General features: G+C 43.9%; 17 protein-coding genes. 13 read left to right on the plus strand and 4 right to left on the minus strand.

The annotated features are described in order from the left end of the window. Positions 1-17: 17 nt before the first annotated feature. From FEM55_RS19575 to FEM55_RS19595, 5 genes are all read left to right on the plus strand, one after another. The gene (locus FEM55_RS19575) at positions 18-1,370 is read left to right on the plus strand and encodes an O-antigen ligase family protein (RefSeq protein ID WP_138283095.1); all 1,353 of its coding nucleotides are present in this window, start codon (positions 18-20) and stop codon (positions 1,368-1,370) included. Beyond that, positions 1,363-2,322, plus strand: a complete 960-nt coding sequence (locus tag FEM55_RS19580; RefSeq protein ID WP_138283096.1) for a glycosyltransferase — start codon at positions 1,363-1,365, stop codon at positions 2,320-2,322. Before FEM55_RS19575 ends, FEM55_RS19580 begins: the two co-directional genes overlap by 8 nt. Before the next feature lie 343 nt (positions 2,323-2,665). Next, a complete protein-coding gene (locus tag FEM55_RS19585) occupies positions 2,666-3,421 on the plus strand; it encodes a TerC family protein (RefSeq protein ID WP_171036614.1) in 756 nt (251 codons plus the stop codon). Positions 3,422-3,439: 18 nt separating this feature from the next. Then, positions 3,440-5,467: a DNA primase gene (gene dnaG, locus FEM55_RS19590; RefSeq protein ID WP_138283098.1), complete on the plus strand. Its 2,028-nt coding sequence runs from the start codon at positions 3,440-3,442 to the stop codon at positions 5,465-5,467. Positions 5,468-5,544: 77 nt separating this feature from the next. Continuing rightward, positions 5,545-6,090, plus strand: a complete 546-nt coding sequence (locus tag FEM55_RS19595; protein ID WP_138283099.1) for a DUF4136 domain-containing protein — start codon at positions 5,545-5,547, stop codon at positions 6,088-6,090. A gap of 63 nt (positions 6,091-6,153) precedes the next feature. On the opposite strand, the gene FEM55_RS19600 is transcribed toward FEM55_RS19595, so the two are convergent. Then, positions 6,154-6,456 carry a YtxH domain-containing protein gene (locus tag FEM55_RS19600; protein WP_138283100.1) on the minus strand — a complete coding sequence of 101 codons (303 nt, stop codon included), beginning with the start codon at positions 6,454-6,456 and terminating at the stop codon, positions 6,154-6,156. A gap of 114 nt (positions 6,457-6,570) precedes the next feature. Between FEM55_RS19600 and FEM55_RS19605 the strand changes: the two genes are divergently transcribed. Next, a complete protein-coding gene (locus tag FEM55_RS19605; protein WP_138283101.1) occupies positions 6,571-7,662 on the plus strand; it encodes a WD40/YVTN/BNR-like repeat-containing protein in 1,092 nt (363 codons plus the stop codon). A 44-nt stretch (positions 7,663-7,706) separates the two neighbouring features. Here FEM55_RS19605 and FEM55_RS19610 read toward each other — a convergent pair whose 3' ends face one another. After that, entirely contained in the window at positions 7,707-8,714 is a 1,008-nt protein-coding gene (locus tag FEM55_RS19610) for a YpdA family putative bacillithiol disulfide reductase (RefSeq protein WP_138283102.1), read from the minus strand. Between the two features lie 143 nt (positions 8,715-8,857). Between FEM55_RS19610 and FEM55_RS19615 the strand changes: the two genes are divergently transcribed. The 5 genes from FEM55_RS19615 (at position 8,858) to FEM55_RS19635 (ending at position 15,713) form a co-directional block, all read left to right on the plus strand. Continuing rightward, positions 8,858-9,862, plus strand: a complete 1,005-nt coding sequence (locus FEM55_RS19615) for an aminodeoxychorismate synthase component I (protein WP_138283103.1) — start codon at positions 8,858-8,860, stop codon at positions 9,860-9,862. Further along, complete coding sequence (locus tag FEM55_RS19620) at positions 9,840-10,442, plus strand: aminotransferase class IV (protein WP_138283104.1); 603 nt, start codon at positions 9,840-9,842, stop codon at positions 10,440-10,442. Before FEM55_RS19615 ends, FEM55_RS19620 begins: the two co-directional genes overlap by 23 nt. A gap of 65 nt (positions 10,443-10,507) precedes the next feature. Continuing rightward, the gene (priA, locus tag FEM55_RS19625; protein ID WP_138283105.1) at positions 10,508-13,003 is read left to right on the plus strand and encodes a replication restart helicase PriA; all 2,496 of its coding nucleotides are present in this window, start codon (positions 10,508-10,510) and stop codon (positions 13,001-13,003) included. Between the two features lie 25 nt (positions 13,004-13,028). After that, positions 13,029-14,468 (plus strand): pyruvate kinase, encoded by a 1,440-nt coding sequence (gene pyk, locus FEM55_RS19630; protein ID WP_138283106.1) that lies wholly within the window; start codon positions 13,029-13,031, stop codon positions 14,466-14,468. A gap of 219 nt (positions 14,469-14,687) precedes the next feature. After that, on the plus strand, positions 14,688-15,713 hold the full coding sequence (locus FEM55_RS19635) for a Gfo/Idh/MocA family protein (RefSeq protein WP_138283107.1): 1,026 nt from the start codon (positions 14,688-14,690) through the stop codon (positions 15,711-15,713). A gap of 170 nt (positions 15,714-15,883) precedes the next feature. On the opposite strand, the gene FEM55_RS19640 is transcribed toward FEM55_RS19635, so the two are convergent. Both FEM55_RS19640 and FEM55_RS19645 read right to left on the minus strand, forming a co-directional pair. Further along, positions 15,884-16,276, minus strand: coding sequence for an ExbD/TolR family protein (locus tag FEM55_RS19640; protein ID WP_138283108.1), 393 nt, complete (start codon positions 16,274-16,276; stop codon positions 15,884-15,886). Between the two features lie 117 nt (positions 16,277-16,393). Further along, complete coding sequence (locus FEM55_RS19645; RefSeq protein ID WP_138283109.1) at positions 16,394-17,074, minus strand: MotA/TolQ/ExbB proton channel family protein; 681 nt, start codon at positions 17,072-17,074, stop codon at positions 16,394-16,396. A 388-nt stretch (positions 17,075-17,462) separates the two neighbouring features. Here FEM55_RS19645 and FEM55_RS19650 point away from each other — a divergent pair, with 388 nt between their 5' ends. Together FEM55_RS19650 and FEM55_RS19655 are read left to right on the plus strand one after the other, a co-directional pair. After that, entirely contained in the window at positions 17,463-17,858 is a 396-nt protein-coding gene (locus tag FEM55_RS19650) for a hypothetical protein (RefSeq protein WP_138283110.1), read from the plus strand. Between the two features lie 116 nt (positions 17,859-17,974). Beyond that, positions 17,975-18,796 (plus strand): MbnP family protein, encoded by an 822-nt coding sequence (locus FEM55_RS19655; protein ID WP_229209346.1) that lies wholly within the window; start codon positions 17,975-17,977, stop codon positions 18,794-18,796. Positions 18,797-18,815 lie beyond the last annotated feature (19 nt).

Below are 18,815 nucleotides of genomic sequence, written 5' to 3' on the forward strand. Positions count from 1 at the left end.
AATCAGCCGTTTCCCTTATGCTGGTTGCAATAAGCGGGCAGTTATTTTCTGAAATCGCACACATTGGCGAAAGCCGGTTCCAAAGCATTGTTGTGCTTTCATTTTTCACTTACTGCATACTTTGCCTGTTTTCTCCTTCAAAACACCGGTTTTTTCATGTGATCAGCATTCCGGTTCTTACCCAGTTTATTCAGCTTTTTCAGAAATACTCATTCAGTGCAGGGGCCAATTCACTTTGGCGGCTGTTTCCGTTCATATTGCTCAACATTTACTTTATTCATTTTTTCCTGAACAAACCCGTATTGCTTACACAAAAGGAAAAGCTGTTTCTGATTACCTGGAATATCATCAGTTGCTTTTTCATTGTGATTTCTCCAAATCTTGATAAAATAGTTCTGGGCGGAATCCTGCTTTACGGGTTTACTCTGCCCATGTATTTTGCCTATTTCAAAACGGTGTCCTTTGCAGTTGATTTCAGGAAAGAGGTGGAAAAGTGCCTTTGTCTGCTCTTTATTATTCTAGGCTCAGGAACATTCGGACTTGTGTTTGCCGGAGCAAGTTACAAGGGTTCAGACAATCTGCTTGCAACCCGGAATATTACGGACACCAATGTCACAATGGCTTATTTTATCCTGTTATGGCCTTTTGTGCTGCTTTTCAGCAATACGAACAACTTGTTTCAGATTACGCGGATTGTCTTCATCCTTATCTTTACAGGCCTTGTTGTCATTTCGTTTTCACGCGGCGCCGTTCTGATTATTGTGCCGTATCTGATTATGACGATACTTTCTATCCGCAACTTTCTTCGCTTTTACTGGCTGATTTTACTTGTGCTGGCCATCGTATTCTATGACTACGAAATTCAGGTTTTTCTGGCCAAACAGGATATGATGTATTTCTGGAAACTCCGGTTTGACGAAATTACTTCAATGGATGCATTCATATCCAGATTGCCGCAAATCAGCGGACGGGCAGAAATTCATGCTGTGGCTTACACTCTTTTTTTACAGAATCCGCTTTTTGGAAACGGAACCGGAAGCTTTGAAATGCTGGGGCCAGGTTATCGGGAAGCGCATTCCCTGTTTTACACCTTGCTGGCCGAGCAAGGCATTTCCGGCGCGGTTTACATGTATGCCGTACTTGCTGCATTGGGAATTTCGCTTTGGAAAAGCATTGAAACAGACAGAAACGGGATTGTAGTGTTTATTGCATTTATATTTTACCTGATTTTCAACCATACGGTCGGCAGCGTGTTTGTCATCATTCCCGGCAAAAGCATTACGGTAAACTGCATAGCCCCTGTTTTGCTGATCTGTATGTACTTTTATGCAAAAAGCTGTCTTTATTCATTTCAGGAAACGGATGAATAAAATTCTGATTTTAGGCAGAATTCCTCCGCCGAATGGAGGCGTAACCGTGCACGTTAGCCGGTTGCTTGATGCGTTGGAACAAAGAGAACCGGACTATTTTGAATTTATTGATTTCCGTAAAAAACCGTTTAAAGCCTTCCTGCAGCTACTTCGTTACCAGGTTGTTCACCTGCATTCGTCCAGTCCTTATCTGCAGGTGGTTGTTGCATTCGTTTGCAAGCTGCTTGGCAAAAAGGCAATGATTACTTTTCACGGAAATATGGGACGTTACGGTATCCGGAAAAACGTTGCAGTTAAGTTGGCTGTCCGGCTTTCTTTCATACCCGTTGTTCTGAATGCTGGAAGTCTGCAAAAAGCTGGAAAGCTCAATAAAAGAGCAATTCAGATATCGGCCTTTATTTCTTCTTCCATATGCACAGAATTGAATCCGCAGCTTCTTGAGAAACTTCACCGGTTCAGGAAAAAGCATGAATTTTTATTTTGCACCAATGCATGGAAATTAACTTTTGACAAGCATGGCAATGAAACTTACGGCATTTCCGGAATTATACACAATCTTGAAAAAACAACGCAGGCAGGATTAATTATATCTGATCCTTCCGGAAGTTATAAAGCTTATATCCAAAACATTTTTGGAGTAATTCCTGGCAACGTTTTTATAATCAGCGGACAGCATGATTTCCGGAATGTGCTGCCATTTTGTGATGCATTCATCCGGAATACAACAACGGATGGAGATTCCCTTTCTGTTCATGAAGCGATGGAGCAGCATGTGATTGTATTTGCATCTGATTGCGTAATGCGCCCGGCAGCATGCAGGCTTTTCAGCGATATTGAAGTTGTGGATTTTGTTGGTGAGCTGCGGCTTTCACCAAGTCTGAAGAACGCCGGATCTGACCATCATGAAGACGCTGTGGAAACGCTTTTGAACCTCTATAAAACACATTTGTGAATATCCTGTTGCAAGTCAAATGCTCGTAAAAAAACAAAGGCATAGAAAAATTTCCATGCCCTGTTTCACACTATACACACACTATATTTTTAATATCTATATATCTGATCTGATAAATTCCCGAACATCTTTTAGTACCGCAAAATAACAAACTAAAGTAATTAGAAAAAAGCTTTCGTTTATGAATTTCTAAATTCTAACTATAATTTATATCACAATTTTATAAAAATAATTCATACTCAACAGCCCGTTGGATAAAAAACAATAAAATAGGGCCTGATTATTGTTCCGACTGGCACAGCTCATTAAATTCGTACAAGTACTTACCACCTTAAAGTTATACATGGAAGCACTGCTAACACCCGATGCACTGATCAGTTTACTGACGCTTACACTTCTGGAAATTGTACTCGGCATTGATAACGTAATTTTCATAACGATCGTTTCAGGAAAACTTCCCGCAGAACAGCGTAAAAATGCACAAAACTACGGTCTGCTCATTGCGCTTGTGCTCAGGATTGCACTTCTGTTTGCTATTTCCTGGGTAATCGGGTTAAAACATGATCTTCTTACCATTTTCGGACATGGTTTCAGCGGGCGCGATCTGATCCTGCTTGGCGGCGGAATCTTTCTGCTGTACAGCACCACGAAAGAAATACATCATAAACTGGAAGGGGAAACCGAAGAATTGCCGACGGGCGACAAGCTTGCAAAAAAAGGCGGATTGACTTTCGGAAGTGCCTTGATACAAATTGCATTGCTGAATATTATTTTCTCTTTCGATTCCGTTCTGACAGCAGTCGGGCTGGTGAAAGAGATTCCGATTATGATCGGAGCTGTGATTGCCTCCACTTTCATAATGATCGGTTTTGCCAGTAAAATCGGCGATTTTGTCAATGGCCATCCTTCCATCAAAATTCTGGCTTTGTCATTTTTGCTTATGATTGGCACCTTACTTGTTGCAGAAGCGTTCCATTACGAAATACCGAAAGGCTATGCTTACTTTGCCATGGCATTTTCATTTCTGGTGGAATTGCTGAACATGAAGCTGGATAAAAATACTAAACAGCCGGTTAAGCTGCACGATCGGGTTAACTAAGGACTTCATTCATTTACTATGCGCATTAACCCTGAAACTGTTGACAGGATCAAACAAGCTTCCGATATCGTTGAAGTAGTCGGAGATTTTGTGTCATTAAAGAAAAAAGGGGCAAATTACTCTGCATGCTGTCCTTTTCACAATGAAAAAACGCCATCGTTCAATGTAAACCCTTCCCGGCAGATTTATAAATGTTTCGGGTGTGGAGCGGCCGGTGATTCCATCAAGTTTGTAATGGATATCGATGGCATCGGCTATGGCGAGGCATTACGTTACCTGGCCGGCAAATACAACATTGAAATCGAAGAAGAGGAAGTTACCGACGAAGAAGCTATTCGCCAGAATGAGCGGGAAAGCCTTTACATTATCCTTAATTATGCAAAGAACTTTTATCAGCAGCAGCTTCATCACAGCGAAGAAGGCCAGGCAATCGGGCTAAGTTATTTTCGTGAGCGCGGATTTTCAGCTGAAATACGGAAAAAGTTTGAACTCGGGTACAGTCTGGATACATGGGATGCATTTTCCAGAGAAGCCATGTCAAAAGGACATTCGGCCGATTTGCTGGAAAAAGCCGGATTGCTGATTCGTAAAGAAGATAACGGTCCGGCAAACCGCCATTCGCCGGGTTACGACCGTTTCAGAGGCCGCGTCATTTTCCCGATCCATAATGTAGCCGGAAAAGTAATTGCTTTCGGAGCACGGATTTTAAAATCTGAAAAAGGCGGAAATGCAAAGCAGGCAAACCAGCCCAAATACCTTAATTCTCCTGAAACCGATGTTTATCATAAAAGTGAAGTTCTTTACGGCATCTTTCAGGCTAAAAACGCGATCCGGAATCAGGAGTTGTGTTACTTAGTTGAGGGATACACGGATGTAATTTCGCTGCATCAGGCCGGGATCGAAAACGTGGTGGCTTCTTCGGGAACATCGCTTACAACAGAACAAATCCGCCTCATCAGCCGCTTTGCGCCAAACGTTACTATTCTGTACGATGGTGACATTGCCGGTATCAAAGCAGCTTTGCGCGGGCTTGATCTTGTGCTGGAAGAAGGACTGAACGTTAACATTGTGCTCTTTCCGGACGGTGAAGATCCGGATAGTTATGTACGAAAAGTCGGTGCGGAAGCATTTAAGGCTTATTTAAGGCAGGCTTCAAAGGATTTTATAACCTTTAAAACAGAAATTCTGCTGAAAGATGCGGGCAACGACCCGTTCCGGCAGGCAGCAGTGATCGGGGAAGTTGTAAACAGTATTATCAAAATTCCGGAGGCTATCAAAAGACAGGTTTTCTTCCATCGCACATCAGAAATGATGAAAGTGGATGAACAGATGCTGATTACTGAAGGAAACAAACTGTTACGCAAACAACAAACCCAGAAATCCCAGGAAAAGACAAACCGCAGACCTGCTTCGGAACAGGAAAATCCCAATGCCATTGATGAAGTAATCGGAACATTTCAGGCCAGAAATGAGGAATTGCCTGCCGATCTGTTTGCGCCGGAAATGCCGGAAGCAGAACCCGTACTTCGTACCAAATTGTATTATCAGGAAGAAGCTTTCATGAAATTGCTTGTTCTGTATGGTACAAAAGAGCTGGAACCAAGTATAACCGTTTGTCAGTATGTACTGGGCGAAGTGGAAGGAATTGATTTCAGCGACACTGTTTTTCATCATTTGCTGACATTGTTCCGGGAAAACTACAACCGTAACCAAGTTTTACCGACCGATTACTTTCTGCATCATCATGAACCTGAAATCCGGAATCTTACGATTGGATGGCTGGCCACCAAGTATGAACTGAGCGAGTTATGGTCCGAGAAATACGAAATATACGTTCCTTTCGAAACCGATGTGCTGGACAAAACGGCTTTCATAAACATCCTGAGGCTTAAAAAAGCTTTTATTGAAGAAAAAATGAAAGCATGCCTTGCGCAGGCCGTTCATGCCAAAACCGAAGAAGAACAACATGCAGTAATGAGTGAATATATGTTCTATAAAGGCATCAGTATGGCTGCCGCCAAAGAACTGGGAAGTGTAATCGGCTGAACGACAGTCAAAGATTCTGTTTTCACAACAGGAATAATATTTTATCAGTTTAAGGATCAAAATCAATTTTCCCGTATATGAAAATCCGGTTCCTTATTCCCGTTTTACTCATCCCTTTTCTTTTTCTGGAATGCAAGTCTTCTTACAAGCTTTTGAAAACCAGACAGGAGGACAACTTTCATCTTTCCGATTATACGACTTTCGGCTTCTATGATATTGAAGCGCAAGGCGATACCGTTTCTGAAAACTTTGAAAGCAGAATCGGGATTATCAAAGAAGCAATTGCCAGAAATTTGCAGGCAAGAAGGCTGGATGAAGCGCGGGACCCGGGCCTTAAAATCAACATTGCACTCCATGTAAAAGAAGAAATCCAAACGAGGCAAACTGATTTCCGGACTGACGGGCTGCCCAGATACATGGGCCAGCGCCGCTATTCATGGAAAAGCCAGGAAGTGCCTGTCGGAAAATACCGCGAAGGAACACTTGTAATCGACCTTGTAGATGCAAATAACAACAAGCTCGTTTGGCAGGGCGGCAGTGAAGGCATCATTCCCGAAAAAAGCAGAAACTTCACGGAAGATATCAATGAAGCAATCGGAAAAATAATTGCTCAAATTCCATAGTCAAAAACGAAATAGGGCTGTTCCCGATTGGGACAGCCCTATTCCAATATATTAATGGGTATATTATGCGTTGTTGTTTACAACACCATGAACTTTATCACTTACGTTATGGGCGATCGATCCTGCTTTTTCTTTCACAGAATTTACATTATTGTTAAACCCTTCTTTCAGCTTGTCGGCCAGTGCCGTTAACTCTTCAAGGCTTTTATCATATTTGTCTTTTGCCGTACCGCCAAGGTCTCCAGCTTTATTTTTAATGAGCTCACGTGTTTCTTTGCCGTTTTTAGGAGCAACCAAAAGACCCACTGCAACACCTGCCAACAGTGCACTTAGAGCACCCAGTAAAAATTTTTGATTCTTGTCCATCTGAATTTCTTATTTTGTGTTAACAATACATTATAATTGGATACACAAAAATACTATGCCACCCTTCTTCCTGATATTATGCATCAGTCTGCCGGAATTTTTAGACCATTTATAATGCTGCTTGTCCTCTTTCTGCCTTGGCCGGCGACGGCTCAGTGGAAAGTGCTGGATGTTAAAACCAAAATTAACATGCGGGCCGTACATGCAATTTCGCCGAGTATTTGCTGGATTGGAGGATCAAACGGTACAATTCTGAAAACAACCGATGCAGGGCACACTTGGCAGACGTATAAAGTAGCAGGCGCAGATTCCATGGATTTCCGGGATATTCATGCATTCGACAAGCAAAATGCCATCGCCATGAGCGCAGGCGAATCGGAGAAAGGAAAGGCAAGAATTTACCGTACAGCGGACGGAGGCGAGTCATGGAGCCTTGTGTACCAAACTACACAGAATGGGGTTTTTCTGGATGGAATCGACTTTTGGGACAAAAACAAAGGCATTTGCCTTGGCGATCCCGTTCAGGGAAAGCTGTTTATACTGCTTACTGAAGACGGCGGAAAATCCTGGACAGCGCTTCCTTCTGAAAAAAGACCGGCTGCATTGCCCGGAGAAGCATGCTATGCAGCCAGTGGCACATCCATCCTTGCCACTGGAAAAAGCAGCGTGTATATCGGAACGGGCGGCAGCAAAATGGCAAGGGTATTCCGGTCTGAAGATTACGGACAAACATGGCAGGTTTCCGAAACGCCGTTAGCAGCCGGACCAACAAGCGGCATTTTCGGATTAAGGTTCTGGTCGAAAAAAAACGGTATGGCCGTTGGCGGGGATTACAAGCGTACAACCGATTCGACCAAAAATGTGCTGATCACAAACGACGGTGGCGCAAGCTGGGAACTCAGCAGCATGACCAAACCTGCCGGACTGAAAGAATGTGTGGACGTTTATCATAAAACCAACGCAACCTGGAACGGCGACACGCAGATCCGTTCGGACAATTATGCACTGGTTGCCAGCGGGCCTTCCGGAAGCAGCTTTTCACTGGATCGCGGCAAATCCTGGCATTCACTGGGCAAAGAAGGTTTTCACGCGTTAAGCTTTGCCGGCAACGTAGGCTATGCAGTCGGGGCAAATGGCCTGATCGGCAAAATAGACCGTATTTCTACAAAAAATAAAAAACGCAAGCTTGTCATTGTAGAAGAATAACCGATTGCAAGAACCGGCCATTCTTCTGCATATTCTTTTGAAAACTAAATCCGGTCAATCAGTTCTTTTACTTTCCGCACTTCCCTTCCGGCCAGATGGTCTGCAATGGCCGCAGCATGATCGCGTCCGTTTTCTATAAATACCTTTTCTGTAAAAACGCCGGCCATAACCGTTCCGCACAAGTACAAGCCGGGAACGTTGGTTTCAAAAGTTTCAGGATCAAAAACCGGAACCTTGGTCACCGGATCAAGCGTAACACCGCAACGGAAAAGCAAATGTTCATCCGGCAGATAACCGACGAGCAAAAACACAAAATCCGCCGGAATCCATTCTGTTTCTCCGGTTTCCACATTCTGGATCTGCATCCGGCCGGGTTCAATGGCTTTGGTGATGCTGTTGAAACGCGTATGGATTTTACCTTCTTTCACCCGGTTTTTCACATCGGGAACCAGCCAGTATTTCACTTTTGTCCTGAAATCCGCATCCTTATGAACAATGGTGACATGCGCATCGTGCCGGTATAATTCCAGTGCTGCTTCCACTGAAGAATTGGAACCACCAACCAAAACAACATTTGTATAAGAATACTTGAACGGCTCGTCATAATAATGTGAAACGTGCGGCAAATCTTCGCCCGGCACGTTCAGCTTGCGCGGCACATCAAAGTAGCCGGTCGCAAGCACTACATTTCTGGACTGAAAAATCTGGCCGTCTCTGGAATAAGTCAGAAAGGTTCCGTCCGGCTGCTTTTCAGAGCGGTCAACATCTATAAACAATTTGAAATTCAGATGATAATAGCCCGCCACTTTCCGGTAATACTGCAAGGCTTCATTGCGGTTGGCTTTTACGTCAGAAATGGCAAAGGGAATTCCTCCGATCTCGATATTTTCAGCCGTGGAAAAGAACTTCATACGCCTTGGATAACGGCGAATGGATTCCGTTAAATTGCCTTTTTCCAGAATCAGATAATCAAGGCCGCTTTTTGCAAGCTCCACGCCCATAGCCAGGCCGCAAGGCCCGCCTCCGATAATGATTACGTCGTATATATGCATTATTTATTCTTGAAATGACAGTTTGCAGCCGTTCGCCTCAGTAGACCGGCCTTACCAATTTAACCCCTTATTTTGGTTATTGGTTTCTGAACTTTGTAAATTAGCTTTCCGTTTAGAATGTTCATCAACACAAGCTTTTTTCTTTGACAGACTCCGTGAATATTTTTACCAGAAACCTCAATGAATGGGGGAAACGGGGCATTCCGTTTCTGTTCATTGCAGATTATCTGTTAGAAAAGCCGCTTGCATGGCCATTGAAAAACGTTAATCCTGCAGAGATACAATTTGATTTCCACGGCTTTTCCAATCAGACATTTACAGAGAAAAAGGAACTGCCCGGTGATTTTCAGTTCAGAAAATTTCCTGTGCCTTTTGAGGAATATCAATCCCGATTCAATTTTGTTGTTAAAAACCTGAAAGCAGGAAATTCATTTCTCGTTAATTTTTCGCTTCCTACGCCGATCGAAACCGGTTTGTCGCTGTTTGATATTTACCGCAACAGCTCGGCGCTGTACAAATTGTGGTATAAAAATGAATTTGCCTGCTTTTCTCCTGAAATTTTTGTCCGTATAAATGGGAAAAGGATATCTTCCTTTCCGATGAAAGGTACAATAGACGCTTCGGTTCCAGATGCGGAGAACGCCATTTTATCCGATTACAAAGAAGCCGCGGAACATGCAACGATTGTAGATCTGATCCGTAACGACCTGAGTATGGTTGCTCAAAAAATATGGGTGGAAAAATATCGTTATATAGACCATATTTATACGAACGATAAAACGCTTCTGCAGGTAAGTTCTGAAATCGCCGGGCTCCTTCCCGATGATTTTGACGGAAAGTACGGCGATCTGCTGCTGAAATTACTGCCGGCCGGTTCCATTACCGGAGCGCCCAAACCAAGTACAATCAGGATTATCAAAGATGCGGAAGGTTATGAAAGAGGTTACTATACGGGCGTTACGGGCTATTTTGACGGAGAAAATTTTGAGAGTGCCGTGATGATCCGTTTTATTGAAAACCAGGATGGACAGCTCGTTTTTAAAAGCGGCGGCGGAATTACGGCGCGCAGCAATGCCCGAAGCGAATATCAGGAATTAATAGACAAAATTTATCTCCCTTTCAGCCATGCCGCGCAAGTTATGCTTTGAAACCATCTGTGTTGAAAACCGCGTTTTGAAAAACCTTTCCGGTCATGAAGCACGGCTGAATAAAACGCGCCGTGAACTCTGGGGTTTTACGGATTACTGGAACCTGACAAATCTGATTACCATACCGGATTCGCTGGGAAATGAAACGCATAAATGCCGGCTTGCCTATGAAAACGAAATTGACAACATCAAATGGGAATTGTATGCACCGCGTACGATAAGGAAAATTCAGCGCGTTTATCATGATACTGTTGATTATGCTTTCAAATATGATGACCGGACGGAGCTGAACGCGCTTTTTGCACAGCGCGGGAATGCCGATGAAATCCTGATTATCAAAAATAAAATGGTTACGGATTCATGCTATTGCAATACGGCTTTTTATGACGGAGCAAAGTGGCTTACTCCTTCCGCTCCGTTGCTGCATGGAACCCAACGCGCATTTTTACTTGCTAACGGAATGATAGAAGAAGCTGAAATCAAGGAAGAAAATATTTCCGGATTCAGTCATGTAAAGCTTTTCAATGCCATGATAAACTGGGAAAATGCACCCGCTCTCGACATTGATGTGATCGCATGATTTTATGCGGTTTTCCCGATTCTAAGTTGTAAATTTGATTTAAAGACATTTTGCCCCAGCTTCCAATGACCTCCTTTTTTGAGGAAGAAACCACCTTATTTGCCGATCTGATTTTACCGGTACCGATTCCCTCTTTGTTCACTTACAGAGTGCCGAGGGAAATGAGCGAACTGATTAAAGTAGGCGCACGGGTTATCGTGCAGTTTGGCAAAAAACGCGTTATTACAGCCGTAATCGCCAACATTCATACAAATCCCCCGCTTAAATATCAGGCTAAATACATTCTTGAGCTGCTCGACGAGCAGCCGATTGTAACTGCCCGCCAGCTTGAACTCTTCAAGTGGGTAGCGGAATATTATCTGTGCAATATCGGCGAAGTACTGAATGTGGCTTTGCCCGCCGGACTGAAAATTACAAGTCAGTCCCGAATTCAGCTGAACCCGGAGTTTGACTATGAAGAACTGCTTACCGAACAGGAAAAGCTGATTCTGGAAGAGATAAAAAAGCACCAGACACTTTCCTATGAAGAAGTGGAGCGGCTTATTGCCAAATCCAACATTACTTCGGTTATCAAGTCACTGGTGGGGAAACGCGCCATTATCCTTTTTGAAGAAGTAAAGGAAAGGTACAAACCGAAAGTAGTGCGGAAAGTACGGCTTGGCGCTTCGTTTATGGATAATGATGCGCTTGTAAAACTGACGTCTTCGCTCGACAAAGTTCCCAAACAGCAGGAAATCGTGCTCAGATACCTGAGCCATGTGCCGGTTTACAACAATCCTGAACTGAATCAGAAAGGCCTGGATAAATCCTTTTTTTCACAGGATGACAAAATCTCCAATGCCTCTCTGAATTCGCTGATCAAGAAAGGCGTTTTTGAACAGTTCGAGATTTTTGTTTCCCGGTTTGAAGACGTTCCGCTGAAAGACGGCGCCGTCATTACACTGACCGAATCGCAGAAAGAAGCCTCGGCGCAGATTCATGATCTGTTTGCTGAAAAAGAAGTGGTTTTGCTGCACGGCATTACAGGAAGCGGAAAAACGGAAGTTTACATCGAACTCATCAAACAGGCGCTGCAAAGCGGCACGCAGGTTTTGTTCCTGCTTCCAGAAATTGCGCTTACGACGCAGATTGTTGTCCGGCTGCGGAAAGTTTTCGGGGATGTAATGGGAATTTACCATTCCAAGTTTTCGGATAATGAACGCGTGGAAGTATGGAAAGGCATTCTGGACGGCAAGTTTCAGTTTGTCGTGGGCGTGCGTTCAGCGATTTTTCTGCCGTTCAACAATCTGGGTTTGATCATTGTGGACGAAGAACATGAAACTTCCTACAAGCAGCATGAGCCGGCTCCGCGCTACAATGCACGCGATGTCGCCGTGATTATGTCCTACATGCACAAAGGCAAAGTGCTGCTCGGTTCCGCCACGCCTTCGCTGGAAAGTTATTATCATGCCAAAAACGGCCGCTACGGTCTGGTGGAAATGACACAGCGCTTTGGAAATGCAGCATTGCCGGCTTTTGAGCTGATTGATATAAAGAAAGAAAAAAAGCAGCGCAAGATGAAGAATGAATTTTCATCTGTTTTGCTGGAAAACCTGGAACATAACCTTAAGAATAAAGAACAGACGATCCTTTTCCAGAACCGGCGCGGCTATTCGCCTTATCTGCAATGCGAGGAATGTCACTGGATTTCCGAATGTGCCAATTGTGACGTGAGCCTTACGTATCATATGCGGGTCGGCGAACTCAGATGCCATTATTGCGGCCATAAGGAAGAAGTTCCGAGAACCTGTCCGAACTGCGGCTCGACGAAGGTGAAAACGATGGGCTACGGAACCGAGAAAATCGAAGATGAAATTAACCTGATGTTTCCGCAGGCACGCGTACAGCGAATGGATCTGGACACGACACGCGCAAAAAATGCCTATCAGCAGATTATCCAGGAATTTGAAGATGGCGGCATTGATATTCTGGTGGGAACGCAGATGGTCAGCAAGGGCCTCGACTTTGACAATGTGAGCATGGTCGGGATTTTTGACGCCGACCGCATTATCCATTTTCCCGAGTTCCGCGCCTCCGAACGCGCTTTTCAGATGCTGACACAAGTGAGCGGACGTGCGGGAAGGCGTGCCGAAAAGCCCGGAAAAGTGCTGATACAAACGGCCAATCCTGCTCAAAAACTGCTGGAAAGGATTATTACAAATGACTATACCGGCATGTACGAAGCCGAAATTGCCGAAAGGGAAAAATTCAATTATCCGCCTTTTACACGCCTGATAAAAGTTACGGTAAAGCACACGGACGAACCGGTTTCGAACAAGGCTGCCAAAATACTGGCGGAAAAATTAACGGCAGAATTGGGTGCAAGCAGGGTTCTCGGACCGCAGCCTCCGCTTGTGGAAAGAGTAAGAAATCAGTTTTTGTTCGATATTCTCATTAAACTTGAGCGAGAAAAGATTAATTTTAAGGCGGTAAAGTCATTTATTCAAGAAAAGGTAATTGATGTATTAACCGATAAGACGCTAAAAAGCATCCAGGTCGTCATTGATGTGGATTGTTTATAAAATCATTCATACTGCATATTAGTCTATGTCTTCAAAAAAAACCAGAATTGTTGCTACCGTAGGGCCGGCCTCGGAATCAAAAGAAACATTGTATGCATTGGCAAAAGCCGGGGTAAACGTATTTCGTCTTAATTTTTCACACGGTACTCACGCTGATCACCTTGCAAGACTTAATACCATTCGGGAAATCAATGAAGAGTACGGATTAAACCTCGCCATTTTACAGGATTTGCAAGGTCCTAAAATCCGTATCGGATTGGTAGCTGAAAAGGATGGCGTTTTAATTGAAACAGGTAAAAAATTAATTCTTTCCAATACCGAAGTTCTTGGCACTGCCGAAAAGGTAAGTACGCCTTATGACGGAATGTACAACGATGTGAAAATCGGTGACCGCATTCTGATGGATGACGGAAAACTGGAAGTGCTCGTTACCGGCATTGACGGTACCGATGTAATTACCGAAGTCATTTACGGCGGTTACCTTAAATCCAAAAAAGGTGTAAACCTGCCGAATACCAAGGTTTCCATGCCTTCCGTAACGACAAAAGATTACGAAGATCTGGATTTCGGCCTTGAAAATAACGTGGAATGGGTGGCCTTGTCCTTTGTTCGTACGGCTGCCGAACTGCTTAAAGTAAAGGAATACATTGCCAACAAAGGCAAAACAGCCCGTCTTGTAGCAAAAATCGAAAAACCGGAAGCCATTCTGAATATCGACGAAATCATTGAAGCTACGGATGCCATTATGGTTGCCCGCGGTGACCTTGGCGTGGAGCTTCCGGCCGAGGAAGTGCCGATGATCCAGAAAATGATCGTTGACAAATGCAATAAAGCCGGAAAACCGGTCATTGTTGCCACGCAGATGCTGGAAAGTATGATCGAAAGCCCGCGCGCAACCCGTGCAGAGCTTAACGACGTTGCCAATTCCGTACTGGACGGCGCTGATGCAGTTATGCTGAGCGCGGAAACAGCTTCCGGAAGATACCCGCTGCTTGCTGTTGAAAGCATGACGCGCACCATTGAAAAAGTGGAAGCATCTACCAACAGCATTTATTTCAAGCACCATGCTTTTGTAAATGAAAATTCCGGCGTGAACAAGCTGAATGACAATGTTGTGATGAGCGCATGCCGTCTGGCACGCGATACGCAGGCCACTGCAATCATCGGGATTACGCGTTCAGGATATACTTCTTTCCGGCTGTCGCATCACCGCCCGAAAGCAAGTCTGCTGATTTTTACGTCCAATAAAATGCTGATGAACCAGCTTGCATTATACTGGGGAACAAAGGTTTATTACTACGACCGCGATCAGGATGTTTCGACGGATGATCTGATCGAAGACATCAAGCAATTTCTGCTTGAAAAAGGCGATCTGCAAAAAGGGGATGTCTTTATCAATACCCTGAGCATGCCGGTTTCCAGACAGCGGAAAACCAACGCAGTAAAGCTGAGCGTAGTCGAATAAGCACATCAATACATTGTAATTACAGGCAGCAGAAAGATTTTTCTGCTGCTTTTGTTTTTAATAATCTGCTATGTGCATTTGACAAGAAAGGCAGAAACGGCGTTTTTTCATAATATCAGAAAATCAAAAGCAGTTGCTTGTACCCTTCCGGCATTTGGACTTGAAAAGCAGAATGTTTTGATAGTTTTGCAAGTACAACCAATCCTGAACCCAAACTGCATGTCTATTCTTAAAGCAGCCATTATCGGCGGCGGCCATATTGCGGATCAGAACCATATTCCGGCATTGAAAAATCTGGCTGATCAGGTGGAAGTTACCGCCGTATGCAGCCGTGATTTGCAAAAAGCAAGGGCACTTGCCGACAAACATCAGATTCCTTTTGCTTATGACAATGCGGAGGAACTGTTTGGCAGCCAGAATAAGCCGGATCTGATCATCAACTGCACGGCTAATTATTTACATTATCCTTTTACGATGCAGGCGCTGGAAAACGGCTGTCATGTGTTATGCGAAAAGCCGCCGGCCATTACTGCCGCACAAGCCAGGGAAATGGCAGATTTCGCAAAAATGAAAGGGAAAATACTGGCCTACAACTTACAACTTCGTCAGACGCAGGAATATACATTGCTGAAAAAATGTCTGGAAAGCGGACAACTCGGTGAAATTTATCATATCAAAGCGGATTTTGTACGTCGCAGAGGAATTCCGGGATGGGGAAATTTCACGAATAAAGAAATTCAGGGCGGAGGCGCGTTAATGGATCTTGGCGTTCACATTCTGGATCTTGCGCTGAGCCTTCTGGATTACAGGATGCCAGACAGAATCGCAGCCAATACGTATGATTTCATCGGGAAAGCCGGCGGAAAAGGCCTGATGGGAAACTGGAATGCCGAAAGTTTTGAAGTAGAAGACGCGTGTTTTGCGCATTTGTCTTTTCCGGATAATGTCAGCATCATGCTTTCTACAACTTTCGCCTTGAACACAAAATCTGAAAAAAACGTCAATCTGCAGGTATTCGGCACGTTGGCCGGAGCAGTTCTGAACCCTTTTTCGATGTATACGGAAATAGCGGGTGAACTTGCAAATATTAAATTCCCGCATTTGCAGGAAACGGATATCCAGCTTGCCAATACAACGGCTTTTCTGGATGCCTGCAGAGGAGAATCGAGTAACATCTGTAATGCAGAACAAGGCGCGATTTTACAGGAAGTTGTCGAGAAGATATATCAAAGTGCGCAAAGGTGAAAAGCTGAAAGCCCGTTAGCTACTGGCAGTTGGCTTTTAGCTTCTGGAAAACAAAAGCGGATCATTCCAATTAACTTCAAGCAACAGCCTGATATAAGAAAAGCGCCCTGAAATCATGAATTTCAGGGCGCTTTTTAGATTTGATGTTTATCAATATTTTACAAAATCAATTATTTGGCCGTAGCCATCACCATTTTAATGTCATTTTTGGCGCCGAGTTCGAGCACATCCACAAGGTCCTGAACAGCGAGGTTTTTATCCACTCTCAGCACAACCGTACGTTCTTCCACGTTGGTAAATATATTCTGGAGTTCTGCTTCAAGGCGGTCAAAGGGAATAGGCTCCTTGTCAATAAAGTAACCTTTATTTTCGTCCACGGACAGCGTAATCTGCTTTTTGTACATCTGCTGCGTGGCGGAGGCTTTTGGCAGCATCAGCTTGATTACGTTCGGATTGGACATCGTTGAGATAATCAGAAAGAACAGCAGCAGGAAAAACATGATATCGTTGAGTGAGTGCGTAAACACTTCAGGCGCAAACCGGCTCTTCCGACGTATTTTCATAGGATAAAGAATGAATTTGGGTAAGTAGTCGTGCCGTGCAGAAAAAACAGGTAACGATAAAGTACGTATCCTGCAAATGCTCCGGATATGGGTTTCACCCGGCACAGCTGATAGTAATTACTTTGCAGCCACCGGCTTCTGCAGTACGTCCAGAAAATCAGAGGCAGCCATCTGAAGTCTCAGCGCAAAACGGTCGATTTTCATGTTCAGCAAGTGATAGCCTGCATAAGCAATCAGACCAATGATAAGACCGGAACCGGAAGTAATCATTTTTTCGTACATACCACCTGCAATCGTACTGATGTTGAAATCGTTGGAAATCGAAATATCATAAAAAATACGGATGATACCGGAAATGGTACCCACAAAACCAAGCATGGGCGCAATACCCGCAATAACACCGAGATAAGGCAGGTTGCCTTCCATACGCTGGATTTCAATCTGGCTTGCGTTCTCGATTGTGGTTTCAATATCTTTGATCGGGTATCCGATCCGGCCGATGGCACGCTCCAGAATCCGGCCCGTAGCATTGCGCTGGTTGCGGCACAAAGATTCGGCAGACTTCAGATTTCCCTGCTGTATAAAATCTTTTACATTGTCAACAAATTGATGTTCTACCTTTCCGTTGGAACCGATTCCCAGAAAACGCTCGATAATCAGAAAAAGAGTTGCCAGAAATAACAATCCGAGCGGTAACATTACCCAGCCTCCCTTTGCGAGAAGATCTATAACAGAAAGGCCCTGGTCAGCAACAGGTGCAGCCAAAGTAGAGTCAGTAAGTGCTTGCAGAAGCATCATATTAAATGTAAAAGTGAATGGTTTAGCTAATGAATCAGCGGTTCTTTCTTTTTAAAACAACTTTGAAAATAAACGGAGTAAGCATACCCTTATTGTTTATTAGGCAAATATAGGAAAATTACTCTTTAGGCATGATCAAACCTTTTCTACATTACAGTAATTCTAAAAACTATAAAATGGCATGTGCCCGAAAGCCTGCTCCGGTTACAGAAATGTTTTTTAATTCTATACAGACAACTGCCTCAGGAACATTAAGCAAGATTTTCATGCAGACCGGAGCGTGTAAATTTTAACAAAATTTTGCTCCCTTGAAACCATTCTGTTGCCTGCTGACTACATTTACATTCCGGAGCATCATAATTTCTCCTGTTCGAACGTTACTGTTACTGTGAACAAATCCGCGAAACAATGGATATCTCTCAGTCTGCTGAGCCTTATGCTTGTAAAAGTATGGGTGATCCCGTTGTTGTATCTGGATTTCGAAATTCGCCGGGAATATATTGTGGCCAATCTTTGCGAAAACAGAACACGGCCGCAGCTGCATTGCGACGGCAAATGTTATCTTGCAAAACGCATTGCTTCGCTGGAAGAACAGGAAAAACGACAGGCTGAAAAAAATTATATGGCGCGTCTGATCGATCATGTAATGGATCAGCGTGTTTATTTCCGTTTTGCACAGCATACTGTTTCCTGCGAAATGACTTCGGTTCCGCTTTTTACTTATACTTCCCCTTTTACGCCCCGCATAGCCGTTGATGATATTTTCCATCCGCCGCTCAGCTGATCAGTTAAAATCATTTTTTGTTTTACCAAAACCGGCAAAACAGCTCTTAATCAATTCGTTGGCTTATTTGGCTTCTGAAAAGAGCCGGGTATGCTGCTATTTTAACTTTTATCAAGATGAAGCGTAAATTTTCATATATCTTTCTGTCACTTACGACAGCCTTCTTTTTCCTCTTTCTGGTTTCCTGCAATGACGACGATCCGGTTACCGATCCGGCAACAAAAGGCAGTATCCGTTTTGAATTTGACAATGTAGCCGGCGACAGAGACCTGAAATTAAATACAGATACGTACCAGAATGCAGCCGGAGAGAATTTTACAGTTTCCAGGCTGAACTACTACATTTCCAATATAAAACTTAAGAATGCCGACGGAACCACTTTTACTGTTCCGCAGGATTCCAGCTATTTTCTGATCCGGGAATCAGTTGCAGAATCACAGCAAATCAGGATCAGCAATGTGCCTTCGGGAGAATATACGGGTGTGGAATTTATGATTGGCATCGACAGTACCAAAAGCGTTTCTGACCCTTCACAGCGGAAAGGCGTTCTGGATACGGGAACCGGCCCGACAAACGAAGAAGGCATGTACTGGAACTGGAACCCGGGCTATATTTTCCTGTTGATGGAAGGCAATTCGCCGGTAGCTGGTTCATTAAGCGGCAAATTTTACTATCATATCGGCGGATTCGGCGGACGTACCGAAAAAACGCTGAACAATACGCGTATCGCAAAAGTGGATTTTGGCGGCAAAAAAGCCATTGTCACAACAGAACTGAGCCCGGAAGTACATTTGCTCGCAGATGTTCTCAAAGTTTTCAGCGGTTCCACACAAGTCAGTTTGGCAAAGAATTTCAGTGTCATGTACGAGAATTTTTCTGTCAACATTGCTGACAATTATGTCAATATGTTTAGTCTGGATCATATTCATGCCGATTGAATCCGTTAACGGTCTGTAA

This window comes from Dyadobacter sediminis (assembly GCF_005860765.1).
GTDB lineage: Bacteria > Bacteroidota > Bacteroidia > Cytophagales > Spirosomataceae > Dyadobacter > Dyadobacter sediminis.